We start from the raw sequence: 14,059 nt of genomic DNA on the forward strand, positions 1-14,059 counted from the left end.
CGACCCGGGCCGGTCGAGCCTCAGGTCTCGATACGACAGGTCGCGGGTTCGCACGCTCACCCGCGCGGTCACTCGACCTCTTCGTCCGACGCGCCCCGCTCGTGCCTCGCGGAGCGTTGGACTCAGACACCGATCGGGTGCCAGACGGTCTTCAGCTCCAGGAAGTCCGTCAGCCGGTCGAGCCCGGGCTCGGCCAGCCAGTCCGGAGCGTCGTCGGGGGCGCGGCGTACGCGCTTGAGGTTGTCGGCCGCGGCGACCTCGAGCGACGCGGCCAGCTCAGGGTCGGTGACGCCGGTGAGGTCGATCGCGTTGACGTCCATGTGCGAGGCGAGCCACGGCGCCACGTCGGCGACCGCGCCGGTGAGGATGTTGACGACGCCGCCGGGGACGTCGGAGGCGTCGAGGACCTCGGCCAGGGTGATCGCGGTGAGCGGGTGGGCCTGGCTGGCCAGCACGACGGCGGTGTTGCCCGTGACGATGACCGGAGCCAGCACGCTGACGAGGCCGAGCAGCGCGCCCTTCGGCGCGAGCACCGCGACGACGCCGGTCGGCTCGGGGGTGGAGATGTTGAAGAACGGTCCGGCGACGGGGTTCTGGCTGCCGATGACCTGGCCGATCTTGTCCGCCCAGCCGGCGTACCAGACGAGACGGTCGACGGCGGCGGCGACGTACGTGCGCGCCTTGGCCGGGGTGACGCCCTCGGTGCGGACCAGCTCGGCGACGAACTGGTCGGCGCGCGACTCGAGGACCTCGGCGATCCGGTAGACCACCTGTCCGCGGTTGTACGCGGTGCGCGCGGACCACTTCGGGAACGCCGCACGTGCCGCCACGACCGCGTCGCGCGCGTCCTTGCGCGAGGCCTTGCTGGCGTTGGCGAGGAACCGGCCCTTCGCGTCGGTGACCTCGAAGGTGTGGCCCGACTCCGAGCGCGGGAAGGCGCCGCCGATGTAGAGCTTGTAGGTCTTGCGGACGTCCACGCGCGCCATCAGAGCGACGCTCCCTTCAGGTACGCGGCCAGGCCCTGCCGACCGCCCTCGCGGCCGTAGCCGGACTCCTTATAGCCACCGAACGGGCTGGTCGGGTCGAACTTGTTGAACGTGTTGGCCCACACCACGCCGGCCCGCAGCTCGCTCGCCATGTGCAGGATCCGCGAGCCCTTCTCGGTCCAGACGCCCGCGGACAGGCCGTACGGCGTGTTGTTGGCCTTCTCGACCGCCTCGCTCGGCGTGCGGAAGGTCAGCACAGAGAGGACCGGGCCGAAGATCTCCTCGCGGGCGATCCGGTGGGCCTGGGAGACGCCGGTGAAGATGGTGGGCGGGAACCAGAAGCCCGAGCTGGGCAGGTCGCACGGCGGCGACCAGCGCTCGGCGCCCTCGTCGTCGCCGATGCCCGCGAGCTCGCGGATCCTGCCGAGCTGCTCGGCGGAGTTGATGGCGCCGATGTCGGTGTTCTTGTCGAGCGGGTCGCCGAGCCGGAGGGTTTCCATCCGTCGCTTCAGGCTGGCCAGGAGCTCCTCGGCCACCGACTCCTGCACGAGCAGTCGCGACCCGGCGCAGCAGACGTGGCCCTGGTTGAAGAAGATGCCGCCGACGATGCCCTCGACCGCCTGGTCGATCGGGGCGTCCTCGAAGACGATGTTCGCGGCCTTGCCGCCGAGCTCGAGGGTGACCTTCTTGTGGCTGCCCGCCACCGCCCGCGCGATCGCCTTGCCGACCTCGGTCGAGCCGGTGAAGGCGACCTTGTCGACGTCGGGGTGCGAGACGACGGCCTGGCCGGTGGCGCCGGCACCGGTGACGATGTTGACGACACCCGGCGGCAGGTCGGCCTGCTGGCAGATCTCGGCGAACAGCAGCGCCGTCAGGGGAGTGGTCTCCGCGGGCTTGAGCACCACCGTGTTGCCGCATGCCAGCGCGGGTGCGACCTTCCACGCCAGCATGAGCAGCGGGAAGTTCCACGGGATCACCTGGCCGGCGACCCCGAGCGGCTGCGGGTCCGGACCGAGCCCGGCGTACCGCAGCTTGTCGGCCCAGCCGGCGTAGTAGAAGAAGTGCGCGGCGACGAGGGGTACGTCGACGTCGCGGCTCTCCTTGATCGGCTTGCCGTTGTCGATCGACTCCAGCACGGCCAGCTCGCGGGAGCGCTCCTGGATGATCCGGGCGATCCGGTAGAGGTACTTCGCGCGCTCGGCGCCGGGCATCCGGCTCCAGCCGCGGAAGGCGCGACGGGCCGCCTTCACCGCGAGGTCGACGTCGGCGTCGGAGGCCTCGGCGACCTCGGCGAGGGTCTCCTCGGTCGCCGGGTTGAGGGTCTTGAAGGCGTGTCCGCGGCCGTCGACGAACTCGCCGTCGATGAACAGGCCGTAGGACGCCTTGATGTCGACGATGCTGCGCGACTCGGGCGCAGGTGCGTACGAGAATCCGGTGGTTGAGCCTGTCGAAACCATGATCAGTCCAGGGTGAAGTAGTCGGGACCGCTGTAGCGGCCGGTGGTGAGCTTCGTGCGCTGCATGAGCAGGTCGTTGAGCAGGGTCGAGGCGCCGAACCGGAACCAGTGCGGGGTCAGCCAGTCGGGGCCGGTGACCTCGTTGACCATGACCAGGTACTTGATCGCGTCCTTCGTGGTGCGGATGCCGCCCGCCGGCTTCACGCCGACCTGGGTGCCGGTCGCCTCGCGGAAGTCGCGGACGGCCTCGAGCATCACCAGGGTCACCGGCAGCGTGGCGGCCGGCTGCACCTTGCCGGTGGAGGTCTTGATGAAGTCCGCGCCGGCGAGCATGGCCAGCCACGAGGCGCGTCGTACGTTGTCGAGGGTCTGCAGCTCGCCGGTCTCGAAGATCACCTTGAGGTGGGCCTCGCCGCAGGCCTCCTTGGTCGCGACGATCTCGTCGAAGACCTGCTGGTAGCGGCCGGCCAGGAAGGCGCCCCGGTCGATGACCATGTCGATCTCGTCGGCGCCCGCGGCGACGGCGTCGCGGGTGTCGCCGAGCTTGACCGCCATCGACGCCCGGCCGCTCGGGAAGGCCGTGGCGACGGCGGCCACGTTGACCTTGTCGCCGACGACCTCCTTGGCGGTGGCGACGAGGTCGCCGTACACGCAGACGGCCGCGACCATCGGGCAGGTCGGGTCGGCCGGGTCGGGGTGCAGCGCCTTCGACGCGAGCGCCTTCACCTTGCCCGGGGTGTCCTGGCCCTCGAGGGTGGTGAGGTCGACCATCGAGATCGCGAGGTCGATGGCGTAGGCCTTCGCGGTGGTCTTGATGGAGCGGGTGCCGAGCCCGGCCGCGCGCGCCTCGGCGCCGACCTGGTCGACCCCGGGAAGACCGTGCAGGAAGCGCTTGAGCGACGCCTCGCTCGACGTCACCTCGGCGAGGCTGGGGGCGCGGACAGACATGGACCCAGCATAGGGTCGGGGGTCCTCCCCACTAGCCTTCCGATGTGGGCCGTGACCGAGACGTGATCCCGCTGCGCGAGGCCACTCGGGCCTGGGCCTCGATCGCGGCCCAGACCTTCGGCGGGCCGGCCGGTCAGATCGCCGTCATGCAGCACAAGCTGGTCGACGAGAAGCGCTGGATCGGGCAGCAGCGGTTCCTGCACGCGCTCAACTACTGCATGCTGCTGCCGGGGCCCGAGGCCCAGCAGCTCGCGATCTACACGGGCTGGCTGCTCAACGGGACGCTCGGGGGCCTCGTCGCGGGCACCCTCTTCGTGCTCCCGGGCGTCGTGGCGCTGCTGGCGCTCTCGGCGATCTACGTCGGCTTCGGTGACGTCGGCTTCGTGAGTGCGGTGTTCGCAGGCATCGGGCCGGCGGTGATCGCGATCGTCCTGCAGGCGGTCGTGCGGGTCGGGTCGCGGGCGTTGCGGCACCGGCTGCTGGTGGTCCTGGCGGTCCTCGCGTTCGTCTGCCTGGCGGTGCTCCGGGTGCCGTTCCCGGTGGTCGTGCTCGGGTCCGGGGTGATCGGGTGGCTGGCCGGGCTGCGGATCCGCGTCCTCGGGGAGCCGAAGGCCCACGGTGCGAGCGACGGCCCCGAACCCCTGGTGAGCGACGAGCTGCTGCACCACGCCCGGCCGTCGCCGCGGCGTACCCTCGCGCTGCTCGTGGGCGGATCGGTCATCTGGTTGACGCCGGTGGCCGTGCTCGCGGTCGTCCTCGGCCGGCACGCGACGATCGTCGACGAGGGCCTGTTCTTCTCCGGTACGGCGCTGATCACCTTCGGCGGCGCCTACGCCGTCCTGTCGTACGTCGCCCAGCAGGCCGTCCACGTCTACGGCTGGCTGGCGCCCTCGGAGATGGTGCGTGGCCTGGGCCTGGCGGAGTCCACGCCCGGCCCGCTGATCATGGTCGTGCAGTTCGTGGCGTTCCTCGGCGCCTACCGGTCACCGGGGTCGCTCGACCCGTGGGTCGCGGCGATCCTCGGGTCGCTCACGGTCACCTGGGTCACCTTCGTGCCGTGCTTCGTGCTGGTGCTCGGTGGGGCGCCGTACGTCGAGCGGCTCCGCGCCAACCGTCACCTCACGGCCGCGCTGACCGCGATCACGGCCGCCGTCGTGGGCGTGATCGCCAACCTGGCGGTCTTCTTCGCGCTCCACACGCTCTTCACCCGGACCCGGACCGTCACCGGTGGCCCCGTCCACCTCGAGCTGCCGATCCTGTCCGCGGCGAGCGGCGAGGCGTTCGCGATCACCGCCGCCTGCCTGGTCGCGATGTTCGGGCTGCCGTGGGGGCCGCTGCGGGTGCTCGGGCTGGGGGCCGGGCTCGGGGTGGCGTGGTGGCTGGTCGGCAGCGTGATGCCGGCGGCCCTGCCTGCGCTGTAACACGGCGTTCGCCTAGCTGGCAGCCCGTTGTGGTCGCTGGCGGCCGGGCCGGCCGGGTCGGTAGCGACCAAGCGGCGCGGGTAGTTCGCCGAACAGCGTGTTACAGCTCGATGCCGGCCGCCGCGGCCACGTCCCGCTTGAGCGCGGCGAGCTGGTCGGCGGCGGTGGCGCGGGCAGCGGCGACGTCGCCGTCCTCGCCGACAGGGACCACGACCTCGAGGTAGCACTTGAGCTTCGGCTCGGTGCCGCTCGGGCGGACGATCACCCGGCCACCGTCGGCGAGCCGGTAGCGCAGGCCGTCGGTCGGCGGCAGGTCCGCGCTGCCCGTCGACAGGTCCTCGGCCACCTCCACCGCCCGGCCGCCGAGCGCCGTCGGGGGAGTGGTCCGCAGCCGGTTCATCGCGGCTCCGATCTCGGCCAGGTCGGTGACCCGCACCGAGAGCTGGTCGGTGGCGTGCAGGCCGTGCCGCCGCGCGATCGCGTCGAGCTCCTCGAGCAGCGTGCGTCCCCCTGCCTTCGCGGCGGCCGCCATCGAGCAGACGAGCAGCGCGGCCGAGATGCCGTCCTTGTCGGCGACGTGGATGGGGTCGACGCAGTAGCCGAGCGCCTCCTCGTAGCCGAACGCCAGACCCGGGATGCGGCCGATCCACTTGAAGCCGGTCAGCGTCTCCTGCGCCGGTTGCCCGTACGCCGACGCCTGGGCCAGCAGCAGCGACGAGGACACGATCGAGGTGGCGTAGACGCCGGTGCGGCCGCTGCGCAGCAGGTGCTCGCCGAGCAGCGCGCCGACCTCGTCGCCGCGCAGCATCCGCCAGCCTCCCTCCGGCAGCGGCAGCGGCAGCGGCACCGCGACCGCGCACCGGTCGGCGTCGGGGTCGTTGGCGATCACCAGATCGGCGTCGCGCTCGGCCGCCAGCGCGAGCGCGAGGTCCATCGCCCCCGGCTCCTCGGGGTTCGGGAAGGCAACGGTCGGGAAGTCCGGGTCGGGCTCGGCCTGTGCGGACACCTCCGCCACGTCGCCGAACCCGGCCCGCGCGAGGGCTGCCGTCATGAGCGCCCCGCCGACGCCGTGCATCGGGGTGTAGACGACGCGCAGGTCCGGCGTACCGCCCGGGGCGACGGAGGCGACGGCGTCCAGGTAGCGCTCGACGACGTCCTCGCCGAGCACCGCCTCGACGCCTACCGGCACCCTCGGGATCGAGGTGAGCGGGCCCACCGCGGCGATCCGCTCGGAGATGCCCGTGTCCGCCGGCGGCACGATCTGCGAGCCGTCGCCCAGGTAGACCTTGTAGCCGTTGTCCTGCGGCGGGTTGTGGCTGGCCGTCACCATCACGCCCGCAACGCAGCCCAGGTCGCGGATCGCGAACGCCAGCAGCGGCGTGGGCAGGGCCCGCGGCATCAGCAGCGGCCGCAGACCCGCGCCCGCCACCACCTCCGCGGTGTCGTGCGCGAAGACGTCGGAGTTGTGGCGGGCGTCGTACCCGATGACGACGGCGGAGCCGGGGGCGGCGCCCTCGCTCAGGAGGTACGCCGCCAACCCCGCCGCGGCGCGGGTCACGACGACCCGGTTCATCCGGTGCGGCCCGGCGCCGAGCCGGCCGCGCAGCCCCGCCGTGCCGAACTCCAGGGGGCCCTGGAAACGGTCGGCGAGGTCGGCCACGTCGCCGGACGCGACGACCTCCTCGAGCTCCGCCCGGGTGGCCGGGTCCGGGTCCTCCGCGATCCACGCGCGGGCCTGGGCAAGGAGGTCGTCGCTCACAGGCGCGAGCCTACGGCTGTCCGTGTCTCGATACACGCGGTCAGCGGCTCGCAGGCTCGCCGCTGCGCGCACTCGACCCCTTCGCCCACGGCAGCCAGCTCGTCCCTCGCTGCCTGCCTGGCTCAGGCGTCGATGTGGCTCATGTCGCCGTACCGGTCCCCGGCGACCGCCCCGCGCGGCACGGCGCGGTCGAGCGCGGCCAGGTCGTCGGCGGTGAGGGCGACGTCGAGGGCCCCGATGTTCTCCTCGAGGTAGCGCACGCGCCGGGTGCCGGGGATGGGCGCGACGCCGAGGTCGTTGCCGCCCTGCGCGAGCACCCAGGCCAGCGCGAGCTGCCCGGGCGTGCAGCCCTTCGCCTCGGCCAGCGCCCGGATGCGGTCGACCAGCTCCAGGTTCGTGGTGAGGTTGTCGCCCATGAATCGCGGGAAGTACGCCGATCCGCGACCGTCGCCCTGCTCGAGCCCGGCCCACTCCTGCTTGCCGGTGAGCATGCCGCGACCCAGCGGGGAGTAGGGGACCAGCCCGATGCCGAGCTCGCGGATCGTCGGCAGGACCGCGTCCTCGATGTCGCGGCTGAACAGCGAGTACTCGCTCTGCAGCGCGGTGATCGGGTGCACGGCGTGCGCCCGCCGGATCGTCTCGGCCGACGCCTCGGAGAGGCCGAGGAAGCGGACCTTGCCCGCCTCGACGAGCTCCTTCATCGCGCCGACGGTCTCCTCGATCGGCACCGACCGGTCGACGCGGTGCTGGTAGTAGAGGTCGATGTGGTCGACGCCGAGCCGCTGCAGCGAGGCGTCGCAGGCGGCACGGACGTACTCCGGGCTGCCGTTGATGCCGACCCGGGTGCCGTCGGGCAGTCGCTCGTTGCCGAACTTGGTGGCGAGCTGGACCTCGTCACGACGGCCGGCGATCGCCCGGCCGACGAGCTGCTCGTTCGTGAACGGCCCGTACATGTCGGCGGTGTCGAGGAAGGTCACGCCGAGGTCGAGGGCGCGGTGGATGGTGTCGATGCCACCCTGCTCGTCGGAGGTGCCGTAGAACTCCGACATGCCCATGCAGCCGAGGCCGAGGGCGGAGACGGTGAGCGGGGCCGTGGTGCCGAGGGTGGTGCGGGGAATGGTGGTCATGGCACCAGCCAACTCCCTGGAGCGCACTCCAGGTCAAGCGCTCCGCTCGAGCAGGGTGTCGGTGTAGAGGCCGATCTTGTAGTCGATCGCCGCGAGGTGGGCGGTGACCTCCGCCAGCTGCGCGAGCACGTGCTCGCGGTGGGCCTCCAGGAGGGCCAGCCGCTCGGCCTCGTTGCCCGCGCCGGCGCGCACGAGAGCGGCGTAGCGGCGTACGTCGCGGATGGGCATGCCGGTCGATCGCAGGCGGGTGATCAGCTCGATCCAGCGCAGGTCGAGCTCGTCGTACCGACGGTGCCCGCTCCCCGAGCGGGGGACGGCGCGCAGCAGCAGCTCGTCCTTCTCGTAGTAGCGCAGGGTGTCGACGGTGAGGCCGAGCCGCTCGGCGGCGGCGGCGATGGGGAGACCGGTCACGCCCCGAGTGTCGCTCCTGGAGTGCACTCCAGGTCAACCTCGCCCTTGCGGTTGTTCCACATCGGCGTGGGCACGAAGGCCTCGGCCTGCAGCACCGCGCTGACCACGCCGGCCAGGTCGCTGGCCTTCGGGTAGACGAGGTAGCGCGGCACCCACTCCGGCCGGTACTTGTCGTTGGAGCGGTACAGCGAGTCGATCTGCCAGAACTTCGACGCGCCCATCAGCAGCGCCCGGCCCAGCCGCGCGGTGGGGCCGGCCCCGAGCTGCTCGCCGCGGGCGAGGACGCCGCGGAAGACCGCGAAGTTCAGGGAGACCCGCTCCACGCCGAGCGCGGGCGCCTCGGCCATCAGGCCGGCGACCATCGTCTCGATGACGCCGTTGGGGGAGGTGCGGTTGCGGCGCATCAGCTCCAGCGAGAGCCCGTCCTTGCCCCACGGCACGAAGTGCAGCAGGCCGACGGGCGTGTCCTCCGCGCGCGCCAGGACCACGACCGCGTCGCCGTCCTGCGGCTCGCCGAAGCGGTTCAGCGCCATCGAGAAGCCGCGTTCGACGGCGCCCTCGCGCCACTCCTCGGCGAGGTCGCGCAGGTGCTGGATCTCCTCCGCCGGGAGGTCGCGCATCCGGCGTACCTCCGTCGAGAGGCCGTTGCGCTCGCAGCGGGACACCGCCTGGCGCACCCCGCGCATCTCGCGGCCGTCGAGGGTGAACCGGGGAGCGTGCAGGATCGCCTCGTCGCCGAGCTCGAGCACGTCGAGACCGGCGCGCTGGTAGGCGCGGGCCGCGGCCTCGCCGGCACCGATGACGGCCGGGGTCCAGCCGTTGGCGCGTGCCTCGTCCAGCCACGCGCTGATCGCGCCGTCCCAGGCGTCGGGGTTCCCGATCGGGTCGCCTCCGGCCAGGCTCACGCCGCCGAGCACGCGGTAGGAGATGGCGGCGCCCCCGGGCCCGAAGATGGCGGCCCGGTCGTCGCGCAGCGTGAAGTAGCCGAGCGAGTCCTGGCTGCCCCAGCGCTCCAGGAGGGCCCGCATCCGCTCCTCGTCGGCACCGGAGATCGGGGCCGGGCCGGCGGGCGGGCGCAGCAGCGCCATCAGTGCGACGACGAGCACGGCCGCGCCGAGGACGGCCAGCGCGGTGGTGGCCATCTCCTGGTGCCGGGCGTTGTTGAAGTGGATCGGTCCGGGGATGCCGATCAGCCCCAGGAACGCCTGGACGACGCGGTCCAGGGCGGTCGTGCCGCGCTCCTCGCCGTCGCCGTCCACGGTGAGCCAGATCCAGCCCAGGCCGGCAGCGATCAGCGGGCCGACGACGATCACCGACAGCACGGCCTTGAGCGAGCGGGCGTCGGGACGCGCGGTGAACTCGTGACGGCCGAGGAACAGCAGCACCGCCATGGCGGTGCACATGACCGACTCCTCGACGTCGAGGCCCTTGAGCAGGTGGGTCGCCGCGGCCAGCAGGGTGAGGACGAGCGCCACGAGCCACGCGCGGTGCTTGGCGCGGCGCAGGCCGCGCGCGAGCAGGATCAGCATGATGCCGATGGCGGCCGTGCCGGTCGTCGCTGCCGCCGGGAACACGCCCGGCACCAGCGAGTTCACGACCTCGCTGCGCGCCTCGATGGTCGGGGAGAGGGCGCTCCCCACGGAGGCCACACCCTCGATGAGGATGAGCCGAGAGAGCCAGGTGGGCGTCAGCAGTGCTGCCCAGAACCGTCCGAACACGTCCTTCATGCTAAACGCGGCAGGCCCGATTCACGTTGTTCTCATCTCCTGGCGCCGTGGGGCGCACCGGCATGATGGGGCCGTGCGGGCGACGTACTCCTTCAGCGCGGACTGGACCGTCCCCGCACCGCTCGGCGCGGTCGCGGGGACCCTGGTCGACCTCGAGCACTACCCCGAGTGGTGGCCGCAGGTGCGGGCCGTGGCCTCGCTGGGTCCCACGACCGCGCGGGTCATCTGCCGCTCCGCCCTGCCCTACGACCTGGACCTGGTGCTCGACGCGGTGAGCCGGCAGCCGCCGGTCCTCGAGGTCGCGGTGAGCGGAGACCTCGACGGCTGGGTGCGGTGGCGCCTGACCGAGGCGCCGGGGGGCACGCGGATGAGCTTCGAGCAGGAGGTCGCCGTCAGCGGGCTCCTCGCCCTCGCGTCGTACGTCGGTCGTCCGATCCTGACCTGGAACCACCACCGGATGATGGCCGGCTGCGAGGCCGGGCTGCGGAGGAGGCTCAGATCAGCGGCACGACCCGGGTGAGCAGCTCGCCCATCCGGGTGGCGGCCGCGCGGCCGGCCTCCAGGACCTCGGCGTGGTCCAGCGGCTGGTCGGAGATGCCGGCGGCGAGGTTGGTGACCAGCGAGATGCCGAGCACCTCCATGCCGGCCTCGCGGGCGGCGATCGCCTCGAGCGTGGTGGACATGCCGACGAGGTGACCGCCGATGATGCCGGCCATCCGCACCTCGGCCGGCGTCTCGTAGTGCGGTCCGGGGAACTGCACGTAGACGCCCTCGTCGAGCGTGGGGTCGACCGACCGGCAGACCTCGCGCAGCCGCGAGGAGTAGAGGTCGGTGAGGTCCACGAAGCGCGCGCCCTCGATGGGGGACCGGCCGGTCAGGTTGATGTGGTCGCTGATCAGCACCGGTGTGCCGGGCGTCCACGTCGGCTTCAGGCCGCCGCAGCCGTTGGTGAGCACGATGGCGCGGCAGCCGGCGGCGGCCGCGGTGCGTACGCCGTGCACGACCGCGGCGACGCCCTTGCCCTCGTAGTAGTGGGTGCGGCTGAGGAAGACCAGCAGCCGGGTGCCGTCGGGGAGCGCGATCGAGCGCAGCTTGCCGGAGTGGCCGGCGACGGCGGCGCCGCTGAAGCCCGGCAGCTCGGTCACCTCGATCTCGACGGCGGCCTCGCCCAGCATCTCCGCGGCCGGCAGCCAGCCGGAGCCGAGGACGAGGGCGATGTCGTGGCGCGGGACGCCGGTCAGCTCGGCGAGACGGGCGGCGGCTTCGGTGGCGGCGTCGTACGGCGAGGTCACGGCGAGAGCCTAGAGGCCGGTGGAGCGGCAGGACCGGTTGCGCAGCGCGGCGACGTAGTCGACCGGCGCGTCGGCGGCCTCGGCGGCGTTCGCCAGCACTCCCAGGTACGACGCCGACGGCAGCCCGCCCTCGTAGGCGTCCAGCACGTAGGTCCACGCCACGATCTCGCCGACCATCGTCGACACCCGCACCTTCGTCTTGCGGTAGAGCCCCGAGTCGGCCGACTCCCACTGGTCCAGCGAGGCGACGTCCAGCGGGCTCACGTCGTACACGGCGACGAAGACCTGCTCCAGGACGTCGGGGACGATCGTCGCGAGCGCGCCGTCCCAGCCGTGCTCCTCGCCGCCGAAGGTCAGCCGCCAGCCGGTCAGCCAGCCCGTCGTCTGGAGCGGGGAGTGCGGGCAACGCTCGCCCATCCGGGCCGGATCGAGGTTCGTCCCGTAGGCGGCGTACGCGGTCACGCCGGACAGGCTACTGGCACGTACGACCGCGCTTCGAGACCCACGCGCGCGGGACACTAGGCTGGCTCCCGTGACCCACTTCGATGTCCTCGTTCTCGGCGCCGGCCCTGGTGGGTACGTCGCCGCCATCCGCGCGGCCCAGCTCGGCAAGTCCGTTGCCGTCATCGAGAAGAAGTACTGGGGCGGTGTGTGCCTCAACGTCGGCTGCATCCCGTCCAAGGCGCTGCTCAAGAACGCCGAGCTCGCGCACACGCTGACCCACGAGAAGGCCAAGTTCGGCATCGAGGGAGACGCGACGATGGCCTACGGCCCGACGCACGCGCGCTCCCGTCAGGTGAGCGCCGGCATCGTCAAGGGCGTCCACTTCCTGATGAAGAAGAACAAGATCACCGAGGTCGACGGGTGGGGCACGCTCACCGGCCCGAAGACCGTCTCGGTGGCGCTGAACGACGGCTCGACCGTCGAGCACACCTGCGACAACCTGATCATCGCGACGGGCGCGACGGTCCGGTCGGTCCCGGGTGTGGAGCCCAACGGGCAGAACATCGTCACCTACGAGGAGCAGATCCTCGACGAGAACGTCCCGAGCTCGATGATCATCGGCGGCTCCGGCGCGATCGGCGTCGAGTTCGCCTACGTCATGAAGAACTTCGGTGTGGACGTGACCATCGTCGAGTTCCTCGACCGGATGGTCCCCACCGAGGACGCCGACGTCTCCAAGGAGCTCGCGCGCCACTACAAGAAGCTCGGCGTCAAGGTGCTGACCTCGACCGCGGTCAAGGGCGTCGAGGACACCGGCTCCGGCGTCAAGGTCCGGATCGCCCCGGCCGCCGGTGGCGAGGAGACCGTGCTCGAGGCCGACAAGTTCCTGGCCGCCTTCGGCTTCGCGCCGCGCACGACCGGCTACGGCCTGGAGGCGACCGGCGTCGCGCTGACCGACCGCGGTGCGATCGCGATCGACGAGTTCTGCCGCACCAACGTCGAGGGCGTCTACGCCATCGGTGACTGCACCGGCAAGATGATGCTCGCCCACGTCGCCGAGGCGATGGGCATCGTCGCCGCGGAGACCATCGCCGGCGCCGAGACGATGCCGGTCGAGTACGACTTCGTGCCGCGCGCGACGTACTGCAACCCGCAGATCGGCTCCTTCGGCTACAGCGAGCAGCAGGCCAAGGACAAGGGGTACGACGTCAAGACGGCCACCTTCCCGTTCACCGCGAACGGCAAGGCGATGGGTCTCGGCGAGGCCGTCGGCTTCGTCAAGGTCGTGGCCGACGCCGAGCACAACGAGATCATCGGCGCGCACATGATCGGCCCGGACGCCACCGAGCTGCTGCCGGTGCTGACGCTGGCCCAGAAGTGGGACCTCACCGCGGACGAGGTGGGCCGCAACGTCTTCGCCCACCCGACCCTGTCCGAGGCGGTCAAGGAGGCCATCCACGGCATCGCGGGCCACATGATCAACCTGTAGTGCCTTCAGGTCGCTGACCTGCGCAAACAGCGGTTTCGAGGCCGCCGATGTACCGCTCTTGGTAACGCGGTCATCGGCGGCCTCGCCATTTCCGACGTCTTTCGCTGCCCTCCGAACGTTCGCCATAGCGGCAGCGATCGCTTCGCGGGCACGCTCCGCGCTTGACGGCATGAGGTGGCCGTAGGCCCGCAGGGTGAACCCCACATCCGAGTGCCCGAGGTACGCCGATACCTCGACGGGAGAAGCTCCACCGGCGAGCAGGGTCGATGCGTACCAGTGCCTGAGGCCGTGCATCCCCGTCTCGATCTCGCCGCCGATCTTGAGCCCGGCGCGTCGCCGGGCGGTGCTCCAGGTGCGCGGGTTGAAGACCAGGCGGCTCGCAGCGGCGTCGTTCCGGTTGGTGACGATCAGGTGGACCGTGACCGGGATGCCGTCCGCGGGATGACGCCACGGCAACGTGACCGCCTTCGCCGGGAACCTGCACAGGTGCGCTGCGAGTTCATCCCGAACATCGTTGGACGGGGGTCTCTCGCGGAGCATCGTCGTCCTTGCGTGCCTTCGGCGGTGCGAACGTGAATCGTTTGCCGACCAGCTTGACCTGCCGACGCACCCGCACGATGTCGTTGACCAGATCGATGTCCTCGGCCGCGAGGCCGAAGATCTGGCGTAGACCGAGGCCGGCGCCGAGCATGACGGTGATCTGTAGAAACACGGCCTTCTGATACGCCGCACACCTATATTCGACTCGAATTCAAGCATTCCCCTCCGTGCGTCGCCGGTGTCGGTTAGGTTCCGTGCATCTGCTCGGGTGTGCGGTCTGGGAAGGCTGACGATGTCTCGGTCACGGTTTGTCGGCATGACGTCGATGGTGCTGGTTGTCAGTGGGTTTGCGACGGTCGGTGCGTCGGCGCCCGCGCTGGCGGTTCCTTCGCACGCGGGGCGGAACGTTGCGCCGTCACCGAGTCATCCGTTGGGTCACGCGAGCTCTCCTCATGATCC

At 71.6% G+C, this 14,059-nt stretch carries 13 protein-coding genes and 1 pseudogene; 3 read left to right on the top strand and 11 right to left on the bottom strand.

Annotation, left to right across the window (positions count from 1 at the left end):
* Positions 1-122 precede the first annotated feature (122 nt).
* From ACYVAQ_RS00860 to deoC, 3 genes are read right to left on the bottom strand one after another with little or no spacing between them, the layout of a single operon-like run.
* Positions 123-986: an aldehyde dehydrogenase family protein gene (locus ACYVAQ_RS00860; RefSeq protein ID WP_460786525.1), complete on the bottom strand. Its 864-nt coding sequence runs from the start codon at positions 984-986 to the stop codon at positions 123-125.
* Complete coding sequence (locus ACYVAQ_RS00865; RefSeq protein ID WP_460786526.1) at positions 986-2,443, bottom strand: aldehyde dehydrogenase family protein; 1,458 nt, start codon at positions 2,441-2,443, stop codon at positions 986-988. The genes ACYVAQ_RS00860 and ACYVAQ_RS00865 overlap by 1 nt, the downstream gene beginning before the upstream one ends.
* A gap of 2 nt (positions 2,444-2,445) precedes the next feature.
* Positions 2,446-3,390 (bottom strand): deoxyribose-phosphate aldolase, encoded by a 945-nt coding sequence (deoC, locus tag ACYVAQ_RS00870; RefSeq protein ID WP_460786527.1) that lies wholly within the window; start codon positions 3,388-3,390, stop codon positions 2,446-2,448.
* Positions 3,391-3,434: 44 nt separating this feature from the next.
* Here deoC and chrA point away from each other — a divergent pair, with 44 nt between their 5' ends.
* A complete protein-coding gene (gene chrA, locus ACYVAQ_RS00875) occupies positions 3,435-4,811 on the top strand; it encodes a chromate efflux transporter (RefSeq protein WP_460786528.1) in 1,377 nt (458 codons plus the stop codon).
* A 100-nt stretch (positions 4,812-4,911) separates the two neighbouring features.
* On the opposite strand, the gene ACYVAQ_RS00880 is transcribed toward chrA, so the two are convergent.
* From ACYVAQ_RS00880 to ACYVAQ_RS00895, 4 genes are all read right to left on the bottom strand, one after another.
* Positions 4,912-6,570: a phospho-sugar mutase gene (locus ACYVAQ_RS00880; RefSeq protein WP_460786529.1), complete on the bottom strand. Its 1,659-nt coding sequence runs from the start codon at positions 6,568-6,570 to the stop codon at positions 4,912-4,914.
* 122 nt (positions 6,571-6,692) lie between these two features.
* Positions 6,693-7,697 (bottom strand): aldo/keto reductase, encoded by a 1,005-nt coding sequence (locus ACYVAQ_RS00885; protein WP_460786530.1) that lies wholly within the window; start codon positions 7,695-7,697, stop codon positions 6,693-6,695.
* A gap of 33 nt (positions 7,698-7,730) precedes the next feature.
* Complete coding sequence (locus ACYVAQ_RS00890; RefSeq protein WP_460786531.1) at positions 7,731-8,108, bottom strand: MerR family transcriptional regulator; 378 nt, start codon at positions 8,106-8,108, stop codon at positions 7,731-7,733.
* A complete protein-coding gene (locus ACYVAQ_RS00895) occupies positions 8,105-9,826 on the bottom strand; it encodes a phosphatidylglycerol lysyltransferase domain-containing protein (protein WP_460786532.1) in 1,722 nt (573 codons plus the stop codon). The genes ACYVAQ_RS00890 and ACYVAQ_RS00895 overlap by 4 nt, the downstream gene beginning before the upstream one ends.
* Before the next feature lie 82 nt (positions 9,827-9,908).
* Between ACYVAQ_RS00895 and ACYVAQ_RS00900 the strand changes: the two genes are divergently transcribed.
* On the top strand, positions 9,909-10,355 hold the full coding sequence (locus ACYVAQ_RS00900) for an SRPBCC family protein (RefSeq protein ID WP_460786533.1): 447 nt from the start codon (positions 9,909-9,911) through the stop codon (positions 10,353-10,355).
* Here ACYVAQ_RS00900 and ACYVAQ_RS00905 read toward each other — a convergent pair.
* Both ACYVAQ_RS00905 and ACYVAQ_RS00910 read right to left on the bottom strand, forming a co-directional pair.
* Complete coding sequence (locus tag ACYVAQ_RS00905) at positions 10,330-11,127, bottom strand: purine-nucleoside phosphorylase (protein ID WP_460786534.1); 798 nt, start codon at positions 11,125-11,127, stop codon at positions 10,330-10,332. The two genes, ACYVAQ_RS00900 and ACYVAQ_RS00905, sit on opposite strands and share 26 nt — an antisense overlap.
* A gap of 9 nt (positions 11,128-11,136) precedes the next feature.
* Positions 11,137-11,589, bottom strand: coding sequence for a gamma-glutamylcyclotransferase (locus ACYVAQ_RS00910; RefSeq protein ID WP_460786536.1), 453 nt, complete (start codon positions 11,587-11,589; stop codon positions 11,137-11,139).
* Positions 11,590-11,659: 70 nt separating this feature from the next.
* Between ACYVAQ_RS00910 and lpdA the strand changes: the two genes are divergently transcribed.
* Entirely contained in the window at positions 11,660-13,060 is a 1,401-nt protein-coding gene (lpdA, locus tag ACYVAQ_RS00915; protein ID WP_460786537.1) for a dihydrolipoyl dehydrogenase, read from the top strand.
* Positions 13,061-13,243: 183 nt separating this feature from the next.
* Here lpdA and ACYVAQ_RS00920 read toward each other — a convergent pair.
* Positions 13,244-13,600 (bottom strand): annotated as a pseudogene (locus ACYVAQ_RS00920) (tyrosine-type recombinase/integrase); the annotation flags it as partial.
* Complete coding sequence (locus ACYVAQ_RS00925; protein ID WP_460786538.1) at positions 13,560-13,751, bottom strand: hypothetical protein; 192 nt, start codon at positions 13,749-13,751, stop codon at positions 13,560-13,562. The pseudogene ACYVAQ_RS00920 and the gene ACYVAQ_RS00925, both read right to left, overlap by 41 nt.
* Positions 13,752-14,059: the final 308 nt, after the last annotated feature.

The organism is Nocardioides maradonensis, assembly GCF_054777115.1.